20 protein-coding genes and 3 tRNA genes are annotated in these 19,986 nt (G+C 56.9%); 14 read left to right on the top strand and 9 right to left on the bottom strand.

Going from position 1 to position 19,986, the window contains the following annotated elements; all coding sequences use genetic code 11:
• Positions 1-5: 5 nt before the first annotated feature.
• On the top strand, positions 6-1,058 hold the full coding sequence (gene rlmN, locus ACQRAQ_RS04250; RefSeq protein WP_427794040.1) for a 23S rRNA (adenine(2503)-C(2))-methyltransferase RlmN: 1,053 nt from the start codon (positions 6-8) through the stop codon (positions 1,056-1,058).
• Between the two features lie 192 nt (positions 1,059-1,250).
• Here rlmN and ACQRAQ_RS04245 read toward each other — a convergent pair whose 3' ends face one another.
• The 9 genes from ACQRAQ_RS04245 to rpmH all read right to left on the bottom strand — a co-directional run bounded on the left by ACQRAQ_RS04245 (position 1,251) and on the right by rpmH (position 6,286).
• The gene (locus ACQRAQ_RS04245) at positions 1,251-1,505 is read right to left on the bottom strand and encodes a hypothetical protein (RefSeq protein ID WP_154516796.1); all 255 of its coding nucleotides are present in this window, start codon (positions 1,503-1,505) and stop codon (positions 1,251-1,253) included.
• Entirely contained in the window at positions 1,495-2,373 is an 879-nt protein-coding gene (locus ACQRAQ_RS04240) for a ParB/RepB/Spo0J family partition protein (RefSeq protein ID WP_427794039.1), read from the bottom strand. Before ACQRAQ_RS04240 ends, ACQRAQ_RS04245 begins: the two co-directional genes overlap by 11 nt.
• Before the next feature lie 19 nt (positions 2,374-2,392).
• A complete protein-coding gene (locus ACQRAQ_RS04235; protein WP_427729019.1) occupies positions 2,393-3,193 on the bottom strand; it encodes a ParA family protein in 801 nt (266 codons plus the stop codon).
• Between the two features lie 130 nt (positions 3,194-3,323).
• On the bottom strand, positions 3,324-4,061 hold the full coding sequence (gene rsmG, locus ACQRAQ_RS04230) for a 16S rRNA (guanine(527)-N(7))-methyltransferase RsmG (protein ID WP_427794038.1): 738 nt from the start codon (positions 4,059-4,061) through the stop codon (positions 3,324-3,326).
• Positions 4,062-4,157: 96 nt separating this feature from the next.
• Entirely contained in the window at positions 4,158-4,727 is a 570-nt protein-coding gene (locus ACQRAQ_RS04225) for a protein jag (protein ID WP_154516793.1), read from the bottom strand.
• 44 nt (positions 4,728-4,771) lie between these two features.
• Positions 4,772-5,542 (bottom strand): YidC/Oxa1 family membrane protein insertase, encoded by a 771-nt coding sequence (locus ACQRAQ_RS04220; RefSeq protein WP_154516790.1) that lies wholly within the window; start codon positions 5,540-5,542, stop codon positions 4,772-4,774.
• Positions 5,543-5,571: 29 nt separating this feature from the next.
• On the bottom strand, positions 5,572-5,796 hold the full coding sequence (gene yidD / locus ACQRAQ_RS04215; protein ID WP_154516787.1) for a membrane protein insertion efficiency factor YidD: 225 nt from the start codon (positions 5,794-5,796) through the stop codon (positions 5,572-5,574).
• On the bottom strand, positions 5,793-6,131 hold the full coding sequence (gene rnpA / locus ACQRAQ_RS04210; protein WP_154516785.1) for a ribonuclease P protein component: 339 nt from the start codon (positions 6,129-6,131) through the stop codon (positions 5,793-5,795). The genes yidD and rnpA overlap by 4 nt, the downstream gene beginning before the upstream one ends.
• A gap of 20 nt (positions 6,132-6,151) precedes the next feature.
• Positions 6,152-6,286 (bottom strand): 50S ribosomal protein L34, encoded by a 135-nt coding sequence (rpmH, locus tag ACQRAQ_RS04205; RefSeq protein WP_019127408.1) that lies wholly within the window; start codon positions 6,284-6,286, stop codon positions 6,152-6,154.
• A 345-nt stretch (positions 6,287-6,631) separates the two neighbouring features.
• Here rpmH and ACQRAQ_RS04200 point away from each other — a divergent pair, with 345 nt between their 5' ends.
• The 13 genes from ACQRAQ_RS04200 (at position 6,632) to ACQRAQ_RS04140 (ending at position 19,880) form a co-directional block, all read left to right on the top strand.
• On the top strand, positions 6,632-8,008 hold the full coding sequence (locus tag ACQRAQ_RS04200; protein WP_427794037.1) for an ATP-binding protein: 1,377 nt from the start codon (positions 6,632-6,634) through the stop codon (positions 8,006-8,008).
• Positions 8,009-8,023: 15 nt separating this feature from the next.
• Entirely contained in the window at positions 8,024-9,727 is a 1,704-nt protein-coding gene (locus tag ACQRAQ_RS04195; RefSeq protein WP_427794036.1) for a DnaA ATPase domain-containing protein, read from the top strand.
• A gap of 238 nt (positions 9,728-9,965) precedes the next feature.
• Positions 9,966-11,069: a DNA polymerase III subunit beta gene (gene dnaN / locus ACQRAQ_RS04190; protein WP_427794035.1), complete on the top strand. Its 1,104-nt coding sequence runs from the start codon at positions 9,966-9,968 to the stop codon at positions 11,067-11,069.
• 9 nt (positions 11,070-11,078) lie between these two features.
• Positions 11,079-12,185, top strand: a complete 1,107-nt coding sequence (gene recF, locus ACQRAQ_RS04185; RefSeq protein ID WP_427794034.1) for a DNA replication/repair protein RecF — start codon at positions 11,079-11,081, stop codon at positions 12,183-12,185.
• Positions 12,172-12,735, top strand: coding sequence for a DciA family protein (locus ACQRAQ_RS04180; protein WP_427794033.1), 564 nt, complete (start codon positions 12,172-12,174; stop codon positions 12,733-12,735). Before recF ends, ACQRAQ_RS04180 begins: the two co-directional genes overlap by 14 nt.
• A 104-nt stretch (positions 12,736-12,839) precedes the next feature.
• Positions 12,840-14,870, top strand: a complete 2,031-nt coding sequence (gyrB, locus tag ACQRAQ_RS04175; protein WP_427794032.1) for a DNA topoisomerase (ATP-hydrolyzing) subunit B — start codon at positions 12,840-12,842, stop codon at positions 14,868-14,870.
• 185 nt (positions 14,871-15,055) lie between these two features.
• Positions 15,056-17,767 carry a DNA gyrase subunit A gene (gene gyrA / locus ACQRAQ_RS04170; protein ID WP_427794047.1) on the top strand — a complete coding sequence of 904 codons (2,712 nt, stop codon included), beginning with the start codon at positions 15,056-15,058 and terminating at the stop codon, positions 17,765-17,767.
• Positions 17,768-17,950: 183 nt separating this feature from the next.
• A tRNA-Ile gene (locus tag ACQRAQ_RS04165) sits at positions 17,951-18,027 on the top strand.
• Positions 18,028-18,094: 67 nt separating this feature from the next.
• Positions 18,095-18,170, top strand: a tRNA-Ala gene (locus ACQRAQ_RS04160).
• A 4-nt stretch (positions 18,171-18,174) separates the two neighbouring features.
• Positions 18,175-18,251 (top strand) — tRNA-Ile (locus ACQRAQ_RS04155).
• A 258-nt stretch (positions 18,252-18,509) separates the two neighbouring features.
• Positions 18,510-19,010: a bifunctional nuclease family protein gene (locus tag ACQRAQ_RS04150; RefSeq protein ID WP_427794031.1), complete on the top strand. Its 501-nt coding sequence runs from the start codon at positions 18,510-18,512 to the stop codon at positions 19,008-19,010.
• Positions 19,011-19,400: a hypothetical protein gene (locus tag ACQRAQ_RS04145; protein ID WP_427717929.1), complete on the top strand. Its 390-nt coding sequence runs from the start codon at positions 19,011-19,013 to the stop codon at positions 19,398-19,400.
• Between the two features lie 30 nt (positions 19,401-19,430).
• Positions 19,431-19,880, top strand: coding sequence for a hypothetical protein (locus ACQRAQ_RS04140; protein WP_154516767.1), 450 nt, complete (start codon positions 19,431-19,433; stop codon positions 19,878-19,880).
• The last annotated feature ends 106 nt before the right edge of the window (positions 19,881-19,986 follow it).

Genomic DNA, 19,986 nt, shown 5'->3' with positions numbered 1-19,986 from the left:
CTTCCATGAATCCCAGGACTAAATCTCAGGACATTCGCGACTTGAGCCAAAACGATATTCGCGAGCTCGTGGCCGAACTCGGCCAGCCCGCTTTCCGCGCGAAGCAGCTCATTGAATGGGTTTTTGAGAAGAACGTTTGTTCGTTTGACGATATGACCAACCTTCCCAAGGCTTTCCGCGAGCAGTTAAAGGAGGCATTTGCCTTCGACACGCCGACCGAGCTCACCAAGCAGGTGTCCAAGGACGGCTCTCGTAAATACCTACTCGAGTACCACGATGGCATTTCTGTCGAGACCGTCGGCATGCCCCGTCGCAACAAGCTCTCTGTCTGCGTATCCACCCAGGCCGGCTGCGGAATGGGCTGCGCTTTTTGCGCTACCGGCCTCAACGGCCTCAGGCGCTCGCTGACCGCCCAGGAAATCGTCGACCAGGTACTTCACGTTTCCAATGACTTTGGCGAGCGCGCGTCAAGCGTAGTGTTCATGGGCCAGGGCGAACCTTTTGCCAACTACGATGAGGTTCTTAAGGCGCTGCGCATCCTTAATGACCCCGACGGTATCGGTATTGGAGCGCGCCATCTCACCGTGTCTACCAGCGGTGTTATTCCTGGCATCCGTAAGTTTGCCGACATTCCCGAGCAGTTCACCCTAGCTGTCTCGCTGCACTCCGCTATCCAGTCCACACGCAATAAGCTCATGCCCGGTGTCAAGAAATACACACTCCTGCGCCTTCACGAGGCACTGCAGCTCTACACCGAGAAGACCGGCCGCCGTCCGACGTACGAATATGCCATGATCGAGGGCGTCAACGACACCAACCCCGAAATGCAGGCGCTCTGCGACTTCTGCGAGGGCACGCTGTGCCACGTCAACCTGATTCAGCTCAACGATATTGAGGGCAGCCCGCTCAAGCCGTCACCGATCCATAAGGTAGAAGACCTTCAACGCCGTCTTGAGTCCCGTGGTATCGAGACCACGATCCGCAACTCTCGTGGCAACGATATCGATGCGGCTTGTGGGCAACTCAAGCAGCGTTTCAAAGTTCAGAAGAACGCGTAGGGGAGACCAGCCTAAACGTTTCATGTGAAACATCAGAAAGCCCCGGTTGCTTAATTGCAACCGGGGCTGTTTCATATTCATCGATTATCTGCATCATACGATTATCCAGCATTATTTAGGACGATATTAGGGATCCCTGTACTGGTGATCAGACAAGGAACCCTTCAGAATAGATGAGTCATTGTTAGGTACCTAAAAGCCTACATTTTCCCATTGATGATTAACCCAATCTTGGTTGATCTTGGGATTCTTAGTCATCTGGGCCGTACGCATGGCAACGTCCTCGGTCATAACATCCATTTTCTTTTTTGAGGTATCAACGATATCCTGCGCTCCGCGAAGTAAACGACCACGCAATTCATCATCTGTCGCAATCTTATAACCGGCAAAAGCGCCAACTGCAACAGTAGCAGCCAAAGCGACAGCAGTCAGAACTTTATTCCTCATCCTGACCTCCTTGATCAAACTGAATGATTTCGCCAAGAATGCGAGAGAGTTCCTCTTCATCCTTAAATTCAATCTCGATCTTGTTCTTGCCGCGCGAGCTCTTTACGCGAACGTTCGTGTTAAACACCTGACGCAGAACGCGTGCCGCCTTCTTAAAAGACTGAGGCGTTGCGGTTCGAGGCGTTTTTGGTGTCTCTCCGGCAGAAAACAACGGGGCAAGATTTTCTGTCGCACGGACGGACAATCCTTCTGCAACAACCTTCTCAGCTAACTTAATGCGTGCATCTTCGTATGGAACTGCAAGAATTGCACGAGCATGGCCAGCAGTCAGCTTACCTTCAAAGATCATCTGCTGAACAACCTCTGGAAGATCAAGTAGGCGCAGCGAATTGGTGATTGCAGAGCGAGACTTGCTAACAGCCTTCGACAAGGCCTCTTGAGTCATACCACTCGCATCGATGAGCTGTCGATATCCCTTAGCCTCTTCGACGGGATTGAGATCAGAGCGTTGCAGATTTTCAATCAATGCAAGCGCAAGCATCTTTTCATCATCAACATCTTTTATGATGACAGGAACTTCCTCAAGTCCAGCGAGCTTAGAAGCCTGATAACGGCGCTCACCCGCGATAATCTCATAGCCATTACCGTGCTTGCGTACAAGAAGTGGCTGAAGAACACCATGCTCCTGAATCGACTCACTCAACTCTCGAAGCTCGGTCTCATTAAAATGAATTCTGGGTTGGTTGGGATTCGGAACGATATCTTCGATTGGAAGTTTAGTTTCCGAAGCAGTATTGGATGCGGACGTCGCAGATCCACCGGTCTCATATTCTGCTTCTGAGACCAATGCATTGAGTCCGCGACCCAAACCGCCACGCTTCCTAGGACTAGGCACGCTTGATCACCTCTTTGGCAAGGTTCATATACGCCTTTGCACCCTTATTTTGCGGCGCATATGTAATTACCGGCTCACCGAACGACGGTGCTTCTGATATTTTAACCGTACGCGGAATCAAGGTCTTAAATGCCTTATCGCCAAAGTACGACTGCACTTCTTCGACAACCTGATTTGAGAGCGATGTTCGCGAATCATACATCGTCATAAGCACGCCATAGGTATCAAGGCTCTTATTTAGGCGTGTTTTGACCATCTTCATCGACTCAAGCAGCTTGGTGACACCTTCGAGTGCGTAATACTCACACTGAATCGGAATCAGAACACTGTCCGCCGCCGTCAACGCATTAATGGTCAACAAGCCAAGTGAAGGCGGACAGTCAATAAATATAAAGTCAAACTCATCCTTAACAGGCTCAAGCAGATCCTTTAAGCGCGTTTCTCGTGCAATCGCGCTTACAAGCTCAATTTCGGCACCTGCAAGCTGGATAGTAGCCGGAATTACAAATACCTTACTGCAATTTGTATCCAGAACAAGCGATTCTGCCGGAACATCATTCAGCAATGCATCATAGATGCAGTTATCGAGTTCTTCTTTTTCGATTCCAAAGCCGCTCGTGCTATTACCCTGTGGATCAAAATCGACAATCAGCGTCTTTCGACCCTGTTCACCCAGTGCTGCTGCAAGGTTTACAGCTGTGGTGGACTTACCCACACCACCCTTTTGATTGATGATTGCAATGATACGCGTGTCTTTTGCGCTCTTTGAACGCTTAACGTCGCGAAATCCCACGGTCCCTCCTGGTGTATTTTAAGCTGTTAAACGGAGGATGTTTCACGTGAAACATTCCGATTCATCATCTGTTATGTTTCACGTGAAACATAACAAGTAATTACCATCCATTATGTTTCACGTGAAACATCTAGGCAAGCGGATTCTTCTTCGCCATGCCATTAGCACGTGGAAGCGAAATAGCTGCCGGACGAGATTTTTTTAGAATGATAAACTCGCGATGACCCAAGCCATTTGGCAAATCTAAATCATCTGTCATAAGTGTGGTGAACCCGCATATGCTAGCGGCAGTTAGACCAGACTGAAGTTCGACGTCTGACGGGTTTCCCTTAGTGATAACAAAGAGACCACTATCTATTAGAAATGGTGAAGCGTACTCGACGAGAACTGGTAACGGTGCAAGCGCACGAGCAGTAACAACAGCAAACTGTTTCTTATGGCTTCGGGCATATTCTTCAAGACGATCATGAACCGCGTGAGCATACTTGAGACTGAGAGCCTCAACAAATGAGTTAACGGCATCAACCTTCTTGCCAACCGAATCAATATAGGTAGCCTTACGTCCGCTAGCAATTGTCAAAGGGATACCAGGAAACCCAGCACCAGTACCCATGTCTAACAAAGCGCCTTCTGGAGCTATGTCTATATAGGGAAGCAACACAAGGGAATCAAGAATATGAAGAACAGCCGCATCTTCGATATTTAGGATGCGCGTAAGATTGGTGGTCTTATTAACCTCCAAAACAAGATCAAGATGCTCAATACAGGAGCGTAGGGCATCATGGGAGACCTTCAAAGAATAGTCTTCGCAATACGAAATTAGACGACTAAGCATCTGGCTTGCCTGCTCATCGGTTAGTACAAACAAGACAAACTCCTATCTGACAAAAATCAGTGTATCAAGAACTTTTGACAAAAAAAGGGGACGTGGAAACCACGCCCCCTTAAGATAAGCTCGTTTAGGTTATCGAGCAACAATCACAACATGACGATCGGGGTCAGAACCCTCAGAATGCGTATCGACGGCATCGTTGCCGCGAAGAGCAATATGAACCAGACGGCGCTCGTAGGCATTCATGGGAGGAAGCGAAACGCTTTTGTGAGTGCGAACTGCCCGCTCGGCAGCAGACTGAGCCATAGAGGCAACCTTGTCCTGGCGGCGGCTCTTATATCCCTCGACGTCGACGACAACCGGATACCTAAAGCCAAGCTTGCGGCTCACCAACAGCGAGAACATAACCTGAAGGGCATCGAGGGTGCGACCATGACGACCAATTAGGACGGCAAGGTCGGGAGCCGTTACATCAAGAATCAGTTCGCCCTCGTCGCCCTCATACTCATCGATAGGAGAGTTGGCGGCGTCGAAATGCGAAAGGATGGAACGAAGAATAGAAATCGCAACATCGGCAATGGTGTCGAGTTCTTCGTCCGTAAGCTCTTCACCAGCCTTGTAGCGCTGTGCAATCTCGAGATAATCGCCCGCAGCCTGCGGGGCAACCTCCTCAAGCATATCCTCGACGATCTCTTCAGACATAACGTACTCCAAAAGTTAGGTACCTAAATAAGATTACTATACCGCTACTTCTTCTTGTGCGGGCGCGGCTTCTTCTCGCGACGCGTGACCTCAACCTGCAGCGGGGCGTTCTTAAGACGCTCCTCCTCTTCGGCCTTAGCCTTCTCGATAACCTTCTGCGTCACAAAGATCTGCTGGATGACCTGCCAGGCAGAAGACACGTCGTAGTACAAAAGAACACCAACGGGCAGGCTCCAACCCATCCAGAGCATCATGACGGTCATGACGACGGCCATCATGCGCATGCTCTGGGCCTGCTGGCCAGTCTGATTGCGCGACATGTACAGCTGCGGAATCAGGGTCAGGACAGCAAACAGAATCAGGCAAACCAGCGCAGGCAGTGCGACCATAAAGCCATCGGCAAAAGAGGCACTCGGCGTGGTGGTCAGATCGGGCAGAATGTTGAAGAACGAGAAGGTGCCCTCGTTAAAGTAATGAGGCAGGTTTTGCAGAAGCGTAAACAGGGCGATGAGGATAGGCATCTGAATCAGAAGCGGCAGGCAGCCGGACAGCGGATTGAACTTGTTCTCGCTGTAGAACTTCTGCATCTCCTCGGCCTGACGCTGGGGGTCGTCAGCGTAGCGCTCCTGGATCTCGAGCATCTTGGGCTGCAGCACCTGCATACGGGCCGTCGACTTGGTCGACTTGAGCATGAGCGGCGTCAGCAGCAGACGGACGATGACCACCAGAATAATGATGGACAGGCCCCAGTCGACCGCAAAGGTCTGGATGAGCTTGAGCAGCTCGAAAAGGATGTTAACGATCCAATCCCACATGTAATTTTTCCTCCGATAGCGAGTGCCCGCTAGGGCACAGGGTCATAACCGCCGACGTGCAGGGGATTGCAGCGAGCGATGCGCCTCACGGCAAGCCAGCAGCCTCTACAAACACCGTATTTCTCGATAGCCTGGACGGCGTAATGAGAACACGTTGGATAATAAATGCAGGCGTCAGGCAATAAGGGCGAAATAACCTGTTGATATATGCGAATAGGAGCGATGGCAACACGTCGCAAAACGTGATTGCTCATCGCTCCTCCCCGGCAACGCCGGCGCGTATCACAAGCGAACGCAATGCCTCGTTCATCTCCTCCGGCGACGAGATCCTCGTCTTAGGGGTCGCGAACAAGATGATGTCATAACCCGCAACGGGAAATCCGCAGCTGCGGGCGGCCTCGCGCATCACACGCTTAGAACGATTGCGCACAACTGCGCAACCGAGTCGTTTAGCACCAACGAAGGCGACCCTTCCAGAGTCGCCTTCGCCAACCGATTCACATATGGTCATTCGAATCAGAGGATGATTGAAACGACGCCCCTGACTGAACACATGCTCGAAATCTTGCCGAGACTTAATAGTCTTCATGCGAGATGTGTGTATCGCTGCTAGACAGTGAGACGCTTGCGGCCCTTGGCGCGGCGACGGGCGAGCACGGCACGACCACCCTTGGTGGCCATACGGGCACGGAAGCCATGGGTCTTGGCACGCTTACGCTTATTAGGCTGATACGTACGCTTCATCTTAAGTTCCTCCTGCTGCATTTCGAGTGTCCGCGAGGGCGCGGACGCAGATATAGACACGTGAGCTTGAAGATTGTAGGGAAATCAATGTTCAAATGTCAAGAAATCAAAGGTAAAAGGTTGCGCAGTTCACACGGTTCCGCCATAAGCCGGATGAGTTTTTGAGTATGACTCCAACTTTTCACGATATTTCACCGAGTTTTCGACAGGTCATGTTGGCAATGTTGAGAACTTTTCGCCCATTTTCCAAAGTTTTCAACATGTTTTGAAAACTTGTCGAAAGATGAGAAACATTGCGCGGTGAGCTACTATTTATCCGAAACCTTTTGAAAGATTGCGAGCGGCATGTCTGACGACTTTTACACCATGGTCGATTCCGGTGACCCGGCACCCGACAACGAGCACATCAACGGCGTACGCGAAGAGCGCGAAGAGGGCGAGCAGACATCGAAACAGACACCGAAAACCATGTATGCGGCGCGCATCGCCGTCTATGACGACATGCTTTCGACCCCGCGCGTGATCGTCATCGAGCCGCAAGACATCCGCACGTATCTGGAAGAGACGACTAACACCGTCTACCAGTGCATGAAAGAGCAAGGCGGACACATCTCACTCATGGTTATCCGCGAGATTGTCGAAAACTTTATCCACGCCCACTTTGCCGAGCCCATTATCTCGATCCTGGACGGCGGGGAAACTATCCGCTTTGCCGACCAAGGTCCGGGCATCGACGACAAAGAGCGCGCCTTCGACTTTGGCGTCACCAGCGCAAACAGCAAGATGAAGCGGTATATACGCGGCACCGGGGCAGGTTTTCCCATGGTGCAGGAATACCTGGAAAACGCCGGCGGGGCAGTCTCCATCGAAGATAACATGGGCAACGGCACCGTCGTCACGGTGAGCCTCGACCCCAAGCGCGTGCAGGAAATTGAGCGCGCGGGAGGGCGCGGGGCAGCCGTGCGCCCCGAGGCCCAGGGGTCGGAATACCCACTGCCGGGAGCATTTCCACAGCAAGCAATGATGGCTCCGCAGCAAACCATGGCCGCGTCCCCACTACAACAGCCCATGGCTTCGCAGCAGATGCATCAACCCGGCATGCCGCCCATGCAGGACCCCCAGCCCGCGGGACAGACGACAACTCAAGGCTCGGCAGAGTCCATGGTCCCGGCCGATTTGGATGCAGCCGCGATGCAGCAGGTGACGGACATGCAAGGAGCGCGGCAGATGGGCTTCCAACCGTACCCGCAGGCATATCCGGGACAATATATGCCGCAGCAGGGATACTCCCAGCAATATATGCAGCAGTATCCCCAGGGCTATCAGCAGCCGTATCAGCAGATGCCGCAGCCGTACCATCCCTGGGCCCAGCAGATGCCGCCGCAGCCATACCAACAGTGGCCGCAAAGTTTTCAACAGCCGATGCCAACCATGCAGAGTTCTCAACAACCAGCAGCTCAAATGATGTATCCTAATGCGGCGAATCAATACGCACAGCCGCAACGGGACGTATTTGTGAGCGAGCGCGGCAACGCGGCGCTGGGATATCTGGCTCAAAACCAAGAGTGCGGCGCCACCGACCTGGCGCGAGCATTTGGAAACTCCGCGCCCACGTGGTCACGCACACTCAATGACTTGGCGCAGGCCGGCTTGGTAATCAAACACGGTCAGAAATACCATCTGACCGAACTCGGCAGCGCTCGCGTGCGTGCCCAAAGTTAAGGAACGGGAGAGACAGTGGACGAGGAAGCAAGCATCATCCTGGAGGATGCCATCGCCTTTTGCCAGCGCGACGGCCAAGATGCGCGCCTCATCAACATGTTGGGGCAATCGCGTGCCGTGAGCCTAACCGAGGACACCTTGACCATCGAGGCACCGTCGCGCTTTGCCATTGCGCAGCTCAAAAAGCACCAGCCGACTATCGAGCACTACCTAGAAGAGATTGCCTTTGCGCCGATCGCGCTCAACATCGTGGCCCCGCAGGGTCCCACGACAGGCGCCACGGGGGCGGCACCCGTCACTCCCCCTTTGACGACCGTCGCCCCCGTGGCGGCTCCGGAGACCAATGCGAGCGATGTTTCCCGTGAAACCATGCCCCACGCAACAGCCGCGCCGGTAGCAACCGCCCCCAGCGTTTCACACATGCCCGTCGCGCACGACGCGGCGCCGGGCGAAGAACCGGGCGTCGCGATTAAAAACACGCTGTCGGCCGACGATTTCCGCCGCATGATGAATCAGATGAAGGGCGTGACACCCGCCAAGAGCGCAAAACCAGTCTCGACATCGCCTGTGAGCGTGCCTGTGGCTGCGGCGCCGGGCGAGCAGAACGCCGATGGCGCGCCCCTCGTGGCCAACTCAAAATTCACCTTCGAAAACTTTGTCTACGGCCCCGAAAACAGCCACGCCTATCGTTCGGCGCTTAAATTCGCCGCACTCGCAGACGAACGCGGTACTTGCACATCCCTGTTCATCTATGGCAAATCGGGCTTAGGCAAGACCCACCTGCTGCTCGCTATCAAAAACGAGCTCGCCGAGAAGTCGCCCGAGATCAAAGTGAAATACGCCAACTCACAGGCATACATCGATGATCTGATGACAGAATTCGACCGCCAAAAGAAGAGTAACGCTCCCATCATGCAGGCATACCACGGCGTGGACGTGCTCATCATCGATGACATCCAAAACATCATCGGCAAGCGCGCGAGCGTGGATTACTTTTTCCAGCTCATGGACGAGTTTATCCGCAACAACAAGAAGGTCGTGATTGCCGCAGACCGTGCGCCCAAGGATCTGAACATGGACGAGCGCCTGACCAGCCGCTTTAACGCCGGCATGCTCTGCTTGGTAGCAGAGCCCAGCTACGAGATGAAGTACAAGATTCTGCAGCGCTATTACGAGAACACGATCGCGGCGGCGCCCGAGGCGGGCGACGACTCGCTGCTGGCGGCCTACGGTGGCGACAGCGGACATCTGACTGACGAGCACTTTAAACACATGGCGGAGGTATCGGGCACCAACATCCGTGAGCTCGAGAGCTTCTGCGAGCGCTGCGCCGGGGAGGCGGGCGACCGCGAGCGCGAGGGTAGCGAGCTGAGCTTCGACGACATCGATGCCATCGCCAGCCAGTACTTCGACACGTCGGCCAAAAAGATCAACGTGCAGACAGTTCAGTCTGTTATCGAGGAGCAGTACGGCGTGACGCATGAGGAGCTCATTGGTCCGCGACGCAATGCCAATATCGCCAAGGCTCGCCATATCGCCATTTACCTAGCGATCGAGATGTGCGAGATGACAACCACCGCCGTGGGTGCGGAGTTTGGCAACCGCAACCACTCGACCGTCAGCACGAGCTACAAAAAAGTCCAGAAGATGATTCAGGAAGACCGGACCGTGACCGAGGACCTCAAATCGCTACGAGACAAAATTACACTGCGCTCGTAGGGAAATAGGCACACCTGTTGAAAACTTGTCGAAACCGCGGGCATAAGGTGTCTAAAACCCAGCCCGCTCCGATGAAAAGTTTTGCGCAGGTTTTGAACGTGGAAAACGACCCCTGTTGCACACAGGGAACTGTCGATTCTCTTTTTGGGTTTGACCTGCATGTTTGGGAGTAATCAACAGTTTCGTCAGTACTATTACTATTATTGAGATATTTATATCTATAGAAAGGTATTAAAAGATGAAGTTCACCGTCAGCCAGAGCTCGCTTACGCAAGCAATCGGCGTCGTCATGAAGGGTGTCGCTTCGGCATCCACCCTCCCCATTCTGTCAGGCGTGCTCATCAAGGCACAAGACGGCATCTTGGAATTCCAGACCTCTAACTACACTATCTCGATTCGTCACCGCATCGCGGCACATGTGGAAGAGGAAGGTGAGATGGTAATCCCCTGCAAGATGCTCTCCAACATCACCAAGACCCTTCCCGATGCCCCAGTTACCTTTGAGCTTTCGGAGCGCCAGGTGCTGATCGGTTGCGAGAAGAGTTCCTTCCGCCTGAATACGCTCGATGCCAACGATTTCCCCGAGTTCCCGGCCTATGCCATCGAGAGCGCCGTTGAGCTCCCGACCGACATTCTGTCCGAAATGGTCGGCCGCGTGTGGCGCGTCACCTCGACCGACAAGGCCCGCCCCATCCTGGGCGGTGTGCATATGAGAGTCGAAAACAACACCGTGCGCCTGGTGGCGACCGACTCCTTCCGTCTGGCCGTGTGCGATACGCAGGTGGAGACCTCGACGCTCGAGGGCTCCTTTGAGCTCAACGTGCCGGCCGATGCCTTCAACGACGCCCTGAGCATCATGGCGAGCCAGGCGACCATTATGATCGGTGCCACCGACACCCAGGTTGTCTTTGAAGCCGGCAACACCACCTACGTGTCGCGCCGCATAGAGGGTGTGTATCCCAACTACAAGCAGCTCATCCCCGATTCGTGCGTAACGAGCGTCAAGATCGACGTGGCGGCTTTTAATGCCGCCCTCAAGCGCGTGGCGGTCATCGCGAGCGCCAACCCCGCCGTCAAGTTTGAGATCGATGTCGAGAACGGCCAGATGGGCCTGTCCTCCATCTCCAATGACCAGGATCTGGCGCAGGAGACGATCGATGTCGAGGCCGAGGGAGAGTCGGGCACCATTGCCTTTAACTACCACTACATCTTTGGCTGTCTCAACGCCCTGTCCAAGGAGAAGGAGATCACGCTGGAGCTCAAGAGCTACTCGCAGGCCGGCATCTTTAAGTCCTACGACAAGATCAACTATCTGTACCTGGTCATGCCGGTGCGCATCTAGCGGCGCCCTATGGCTATGTTCGCCCGCGACCTTTCCGTCGCGCGCTACCGCAGCTTCGATAGCTATCGCCTGGCGCTGAGCGATGGCGTGACGGTGCTCGCGGGGCCCAACGCGGCGGGAAAGACCAACCTCATAGAGGCACTGCAGCTGCTAACGAGCGGCGCCTCGTTTAGGCATTCCACTGCCGTCGAGCTTGTGCACGACGGCACGGGTTTGTGCAAGGCCGAGCTTAGGCTCGAGGGCGATGGCCGCGTGCTGGACATGGGCCTATGCGTGGAGGACGGTAAGCGTTCGTTTAGCCGCAACGGCAAGCGATGTGCCGCCTCTGGTGTGCGCGGCGTGCTGCCGAGTGTTTTGTTCTGCCCCGATCATCTGGATATGGTTAAGCGCGGTGCCAGCGTGCGTCGCGCCGCGCTCGACGACTTTGGTGTGCAGCTGAGCGCCCGCTATGCCGATCTGGCAAGCGCCTATGGCCGCTGCGTGACGCAGCGCAACGCCCTGCTCAAAGAGACATGGTGCTGCCGTGAGATGCTCGGTGCGTGGAATGAGTCGATTGCCCGCGCCGGATCGGCCCTGCTGGTGCACCGCTTGGCCTTACTCGATCGCTTGGCCGCTCACGTGCGCAATGCCTACGGGCTGGTTGCGTCCGGGGAGGAGGCCGATGTGGCCTATGCGTCCACGTTGGGAGAGCTGCCCCAGACCGATGACCGCGAGGAGCTGAGGGGCTGGGCATACGAGCACATGCTCGCGGCGCTCGACGAGCGCGCCGACGAGGAAATCCGCCGCGGCGTGACACTCGTGGGTCCGCACCGCGACGAGATTGAGTTTTCGGTCGCCGGCCGCTCGGCGCGCTCGTTTGCCAGTCAGGGTCAGCAACGTACGTTGGTTCTGGCTTGGAAGGTGGCCGAGGTGGCCGTAGCCCGCGATATTCTGGGTACCGCCCCGCTGCTGCTTTTGGATGACGTGATGAGCGAGCTCGACGGCGATCGCCGCGCCGCTTTTTTGCAGCTGATCGGCGACGACATCCAGACAGTCATAACCACCACCAATTTGGGATACTTTACCGATGAGTTACTTGATCGAGCCAAGGTGGTGAGCATGGGTGAGGCGTGCTAATTACGAGCGTGAGAACGGCACGGCTGCCTTCAGTGACTTTTTGGGTGCCGAGCGCCAGCGCATCTTGGCGTCGGCCACGCCCGATCGTCGTGCGCAAATGGAGGCCGCCGAGGAATCGCGCGCGGTCTACCGTGCTTGGAACGCGGTGTGCTCGGGCACGCGCGAGGGCCGGCACGTGACGGGGCTGCGTTATCTTCCCGAGTCCAACGAGCTTCTGGTGTATCTCGATTCGCCCTCGTGGACACAGGAGATGACACTTTTGCGCGAGATAATCCGCGCGCGCATGGAGCGTGCCGGCGTGCATGTGGATGGCCTGGTATTTAAGACGACCCGCCCCGGCCACACGCCGCCCGCGGCAAAAGAGCGCCTGCGCCCGGTCGCGCCCCCGCGCCCGCCCGCGCCGCATGCCGACCTGAATGAAGCCGAGCGCGCCGAGATCGAGCGCCAGGTATCGCCCATCGAAGACCAAAAACTGCGTGAGGCCCTCCAGAACGCCATGAGGGCCAGTGCCGAGTGGGCCAAGGGCGTGCAAAGCAAAAAAGAGTCTTAAATCGCATCTGGTGGCCTTGTATAGGCAAATACCCTCGTCCCCGAGGGTATTTTTTACGATAAAATAGTAAGGCTATACAGATTTTCTTAACCGAAGGAGGACGTGTGGCAAACGAAAACGATTACGATGGCGGCGAAATTAAGATCCTCGAGGGTCTCGAAGCCGTCCGTAAGCGCCCGGGCATGTATATCGGCTCGACGAGCGCCAGCGGTCTGCACCACCTGGTGTGGGAGATCGTTGACAACTCCGTCGACGAGGCCATGGCCGGTTTCTGCACCGAGATTCAGGTGACGGTCCACGCCGACAACTCCATTACGGTCGTCGATAACGGGCGCGGCATCCCCGTCGACGAGCACCCTGTCAAAAAGATTCCGACGCTCGAGGTCGTCATGACGATCCTTCACGCCGGCGGTAAGTTCGATAACTCGGCCTATAAGGTTTCCGGCGGTCTGCACGGCGTGGGCATCTCCGTTGTCAACGCCCTGTCCAAGCGCGTGGTCGTGCAGGTGCGCCGCGACGGCAATATCTACGAGATGGAATTCTCGCGCGGCAAGACCGTCAAGAAGATGGAGGTCGTGGGCACCTCGGATTCGACGGGCACCACCGTCTCCTTCTGGCCCGACGACGAGATCTTCGAGACCTGCGTCTACGATTTCGATACACTGCACAATCGTCTGCAAGAGACGGCGTTTCTCAATAAGAACCTCAAGATCGTGCTGACTGACGAGCGTGAGGCGGCTCCCCGCGTGGAGGAGTTTTGCTACGAGGGCGGCATCATCGACTTCGTCAAGTTCCTCAACGACGGCAAGGACGTCCCCGAGGCCTTTAAGGAGCCCATCTACATTGAGGGTAAATCGGACCCGGATGCGCCCGTGGCCAAGATGGGCGAGGTCGAGGTGTCCCTGCAGTGGAACGCCGGTTATGGCGAGAACGTCATGTCGTTTGCCAACGACATCTACACCCCCGAGGGCGGCATGCACCTCGAGGGCTTCCGCACCGCCCTCACCCGCGTGATTAACGATTACGCCCGCAAGCAGAACCTGCTTAAGGAGAAAGAGGCCAACCTGAGCGGTGACGACGTGCGCGAGGGTCTCTCGGCCGTCATCTCGGTCAAGCTGCCCGATCCGCAGTTTGAGGGCCAGACCAAGGCCAAGCTCGGTAGTTCCTACATGCGCGCGCTTACGCTCAAGATCGTGACCGACGGTCTTGCCGACTACCTTGAGGAGCACCCCAAGCCCGCCCGCGAGATCGTCAAGAAGGCGCAGCAGGCCTGCAAGGCCCGCAACGCCGCCCGCAAGGCGCGCGAGGCGACCCGTCGCAAGAGCCTGCTCGAGACGGCGTCGCTGCCCGGCAAACTCGCCGACTGCTCGGTGCGCGATGCCGAGCTGACCGAGCTCTTCATCGTAGAGGGCGACTCGGCAGGCGGTTCGGCCAAGGACGGCCGTCGCCGAGACATCCAGGCGATTCTGCCCCTGCGCGGCAAGATTCTGAACGTCGAGCGCGTGGGCGACCATCGTGCGTTCTCGAGCGACACCATCCAGTCGCTGATCACCGCGATCGGTTGCGGCGTCACGACGAGCGCCGGCGACGGCGGCGACTTCGATATCACCAAGGCGCGCTATCACAAGATCATCATCATGACCGATGCAGATGTCGACGGTGCGCATATCCGCATCCTGCTGCTGACGTTCTTCTACAAGTACATGCGTCCGCTGATCGATGCCGGCTATGTCTATGTTGCCTGCCCGCCCATCTTTGGCATTAAGGTGCGCAACAAGATCCACTACGTGTATCCCAACGGCCGACAGCCCGAAGACGAGATTCTGCGCGACACCATTCAGAGCCTGGGCCTGAACCCCGACGACAACGACGAGGACGGCAAGGCCAAGGATAGCAAGATCACCAAGAAGCGCAAGGGCTATACCGTCCAGCGTTACAAGGGCCTGGGTGAGATGGACCCCAAGCAGCTTGCCTCGACGACGATGGACCCCAAGACCCGCATTTTGCAGCGCGTGACGATCGAGGATGCCGTGGTGGCGGACCGTGCCGTACGCGAGCTCATGGGTTCCGAGGTGGGCTATCGCCGCGAGTACATTGAAAAACACGCGCATGATGCACGCTTCTTAGATGCCTAACCTGTTCGGCTTTCCCAGCCACCGCACCTTCGCCCTCAATCGTCGGTTGCGTACCCAAGTACGCTTCCCTCCTCTTTCGGGCGAATCTGCGGCACCTGGAAAAGCCGTCTCCGTGGTAGGGAACTAATGGACCACGCAAACCATGAGGAGGTAACGTGGCAGACGATATCAACAACAACGAGGGTATGGACGAGGCCGGCGACGCCGGTATGCCCGATGATCTGAAGCGCCTGCTCGCCCGCGCCGAGCAGGGCGAGGACGGCGATCCGGATTCCTACAACCCCGATGTCGAGGATGAAGAGGAAGAGGATGACGACGCCGAGCTCGAGGAGAGCTTTGGCGCGGTCGATCGCGGCGCCTCGGCCGGCGAGGACATCAACGGCGGCCAGCTCCAGATTTCGGAGTTTGGCCGCGAGATGAAGCAGTCGTTTATCGAATATTCGATGTCGGTCATTACGGCACGCGCCCTGCCGGACGTGCGCGACGGCTTAAAGCCGGTGCACCGCCGCATCCTGTACGCCATGAACGAGAGCGGCATCTACCCCAACCGCCCGCACAAGAAGTCGGCCTGGACGGTCGGCGAAGTTATCGGTAAGTACCACCCCCACGGCGACTCCGCGGTCTATGAGACCATGGTTCGTCTGGCGCAGTGGTTCTCCATGCGCACGCCGCTTATCGACGGCCACGGCAACTTTGGCAACATCGACGGCGACGGTGCCGCAGCTATGCGTTACACCGAGAGCCGTCTGGCAAAGCCCGCCATGGAGCTGCTCCGCGACCTGCAGAAGGATACCGTCGACTGGCAGCCCAACTACGACGAGTCTCTCGCCGAGCCCGTGGTACTGCCCGCACGCTTCCCCAACCTGCTGGTTAACGGCAGCCAAGGCATCGCTGTAGGCATGGCCACCAATATCGCCCCGCATAACCTCACCGAGGCGATCGAGGCCACCTGCTACCTGATCGACAACCCCGACGCCACCGTCGACGAGCTCATGCAGATTATGCCCGGCCCGGACTTTCCCACCGGTGCCATCATCATGGGTAGCGCCGGCATTAGGCAGAGCTACGAGACCGGCCGCGGTTCCATCACCGTGCGCGCCAAGGCCCATGTGGAGTCCACCAAGACCGGCCGCAGCCGCCTGGTCTTTACCGAGATTCCCTACATGGTCAACAAGGGCACCCTGCAGGAGAAAATCGCCCAGCTCGTAAACGACAAGCGCATCGAGGGCATCTCGGACATGCGCGACGAGTCCAACCAAAAGGGCATCCGTCTGGTCATTGAGCTCAAGAAGGGCGTTATCCCGCAGGTCGTACTTAACAACCTGTATAAGTACACCTCGCTGCAGACCACCTTTGGCGCCAACAATCTGGCGCTCGTCAATGGCGTTCCTAAATGCCTGAGCCTGCGCGAGATACTGCAACACTACATCGACCACCAGGTCGACGTAGTCACCCGCCGCACCCACTTTGACCTTAAAAAGGCCCAGGCCCGTGCACATATCCTTGAGGGCTACCTTATGGCCCTCGATCATATCGACGAGGTCATTAGCATCATCCGCTCCTCGCAGACCGATGCCGAGGCCAGCAGCCGCCTGATTGAGCGTTTTGGCTTTACGCCCGAGCAGACCACGGCCATCCTCGAGATGAAGCTGCGTCGCCTGACCGGCCTGGAGCGCGACAAGATCCAGGAAGAGCTGGACGGCCTGCGCCGTGCTATCGCCTACTACGAGGACCTGCTGACGCACGAGGAGAAGATTCTGGGCGTCATCAAGGAAGAGATGCGCGAGATCTCCAAGAAGTTTGGCGACAAGCGCCGTACCGAGATCAGCCAGGTCGAGAAGGATCTGGACGTCGAGGACCTCATCGCCGACGAGGACATGGTCGTGACCATCACCCACACCGGCTATGTGAAGCGTATCCCGGTGGCCGCTTACCGCGCCCAGAAGCGCGGCGGCAAGGGCGTGTCGGGCGTCAACCTTAAAGAGGACGACGTTATCGACGAGATGTTTATTGCGTCCACCCACGAGTATGTGCTGTTCTTCTCGAGCAAGGGCAAGGTCTACCGTCTGAAGGTGCACGAGCTGCCGGTTGGTACGCGCCAGGCGCGCGGCACCGCAATCGTCAACCTGCTTCCCTTTGAGGAGGGCGAGAAGATCGCGAGCGTCATTAGCTGTCGTGAGTTCCCCGCCGATGAGTACCTGATGTTTGCCACCAAGAACGGCATGGTCAAGAAGACCGTGATGAGCGCCTATGATCGCAGCCGCCGCGATGGCCTAATCGCCATCAACCTGAGGGACGACGACGCGCTGCTCGCCGTGCGCCGCGTGCGCGAGGGCGACAAGATCATCATGGCCACCACTGCGGGCAAGGCGATCATGTTCCCCGAGGACCAGGTTCGCGCTACCGGCCGCGACACCAGCGGTGTCCGCGGCATTGGCATGAAGGACGGCGTGAGTGTCTTGGGCATGGAGGTCACCAACGGCGAGGGCGACCTGTTTGTCATTACCGAGTGCGGCTACGGCAAGCGCACGCCGGTCTCGGATTATCCGGAGCAAAACCGCGGCGGCCAGGGTGTCTACACCATCCAAATGACCGAGCGCAAGGGCAACCTTGCGGCCATGAAGGCGGTCGGCCCGCAGCATGAGCTGTTTATCGTGACGGAGGGCGCGACGGTCATTCGCGTCAAGACCGACGAGATCAGCCAGACCGGTCGAACCACGCAGGGTGTCAAGATGATGACCGTAAGCGATGACGACCGCGTGTGCGCCGTTGCCCGCATGACGGCCGCCGAAGAGAAGCCCGAGGGCGAAAGTGCCGAGACCGCAGACGTCACCGAAGAGGCCCCAGTCGACCCAAGCAACGGCAACGACATACCAGAGGATCTCCTAGACGAGTAAGAGGCCCTAGCTGGTAAAAATCATCAGACCCCATATATCGGCGGTCGGCGCGCAGTGCGCCGACCGCTTTTTTGACAATCTTTGAACCCCACGTCGGCCCCGGCTGCCCGGCGGCATGCGAAGATTTTCAAAAAAGTTGTTGACGCGTGCGTAACGACTCGTCTAATATATCCCTTGCGCGATGGACCTGTAGCTCAGTTGGTTAGAGCGTCCGGCTGATAACCGGGAGGTCACAAGTTCGAATCTTGTCAGGTCCACCACTTTCTTTCGCAATAAACACCCCAGCGAGAGCCGAGTCGCCGCTGGGGTGTTTATTACTGTCTCCGTGGGGGTTTAGCTCAGCTGGGAGAGCGCGGGCTTTGCAAGCCTGAGGTCAGGGGTTCGATCCCCCTAACCTCCACCATGATGGACCTGTAGCTCAGTTGGTTAGAGCGTCCGGCTGATAACCGGGAGGTCACAAGTTCGAATCTTGTCAGGTCCACCATCTAAAACGTAAAGAGCCCTGGGGCATTGCCTCGGGGCTTTTTTCTTACCCGTTGGAGCAGTTAATTTGGGACGGGGCTTTTTTGGCTACCCTGTTCTGCGCAGCCTCAGTTTCTAGACCTGCCGCTGGGTAGCTAAAAAAGCCCCGTCCCAAATTAACTACTTTGATTTTGTGTGCGGTGCGAAAGTTTGGGTAGTATAGCTATTCAATGCGGCGGAGCTGCCGCTCATGCCAATCACAACGTACCGGAGGTGTTCCATGGTTCGTGTCGACATAGAGACCATCGTCATGGCCGCCGGTCCCGTGCCATCGCTGATCGTCTTGCGCGAGCGTTGCCGTAAGTCGGATTCGTCCGCGCCGCTGCGCTCTCTTTCCATCCAGACCGGTTCCTACGAGGCAGCGGCCATCAGCTGCGGTATCGATACCGGCCGCACCGATCGCCCCATCACCCACGATCTTTTGCTCGATACCATCGAAGTGGTGGGAGCGAAGATCGAGCGTATCGAGATCGTGCGCGCCGAGCCGCCGGTGTTCTACGCGACGGTCGTCGTGCACACCGATAGGGGCGAGCATATGCTTGACGCACGACCGAGCGACGCTATCGCCCTTGCCGTGCGCAGCAATGCCCCCATGTTTGTGGAGGACGACATCATGAATCGCTTGGGCACCGTCTCTCCGCTTGCCGACGAGGTTGACGACGAGAGTGAGTTCGAGAAGTTTGACGAGTTTGTCCACACGCTCTCGCCCGATGATTTCTAAATGTCGGTTGAGCACGATGCACGGCGAGCGCTGATGGGCACCAGTGTGTCGACCGAAGCAGCCGCTATCGCGCGTGAGGCCCATATGCGCGCCGAGGCATTTGAGGCCGCGCGCATTGCGTATGTGACGCAGGCTCGCACCCTTCGCGAACGCCGTGACTCCTATATCAAGATGGTTGTTGTCTCCGCGCTTGCCGCGGTAATCTTGTCGCGGCTTCGTGGTACAGTTGGTGCGCTTGGGTTTTCGATTTCGACGGGCCTGGTGATCTGGGGCGTGGTCGATGCGGTAATGCTGACCAACCAGATCAAGGTGCTCGACAAGCGCGCGGCGGATATGGTTCGCGCCCGTGACGCTGCCGCCAGAATCGCGGCCGAGGCACAGGAGTTATAACGACGCCGAATGCGATGGGAAGGTCAAAAGATGGCACAGGATATGCAGGACGCCGGTAACGTCTCCGCCGAGCTCGACGCCATGGTGTGCGATCTGATCGGTGCGTTTTTGGACGACCTTGCCGCCGGTGAAAACCCGGGCGTTGTCGTGGCGATCGAGGATGCCGCCTCCAACCGCTATCTTGCGGCTCTCGACGAGGACGGTGAGGAGGCATGCCTGGAGGCTGCCACCAACTTTATCTCCGAGCACAAGATGGGTCTCAAGGACGAAGGCCTGGGCCGCATCGCCCGCTATGCCATCGGCTACACCGGCTGTGTGGAGATTGAGGGCGGATATCACGACGCTTTGCTCGTTAGCTTCTTCGAGACCACGCTCGAGAGCGGTTTTTCGGCATATGTGCTGTACGAGGGCATGGGCGCCGGCGATGGTTTTATGTGGAGCGACCCTGAACCTGCAGGTGAGGAAACCCCTCTCATCTAGAATCGCTAAAATAAACGAGTTTTTCGGTAAAAGGCTCAATATTCCCGCCGAGCGTTGTGTTGCTGGACGGGTCACATACGCGTGCCGTTTGTATATAGATAGAAGA

This window comes from Collinsella sp. SGI.178, assembly GCF_050313495.1.
Lineage (GTDB): Bacteria > Actinomycetota > Coriobacteriia > Coriobacteriales > Coriobacteriaceae > Collinsella.
The sequence above is the reverse complement of the archived record's forward strand: the minus strand, read 5'-3'. Positions and strand labels throughout refer to the sequence as shown.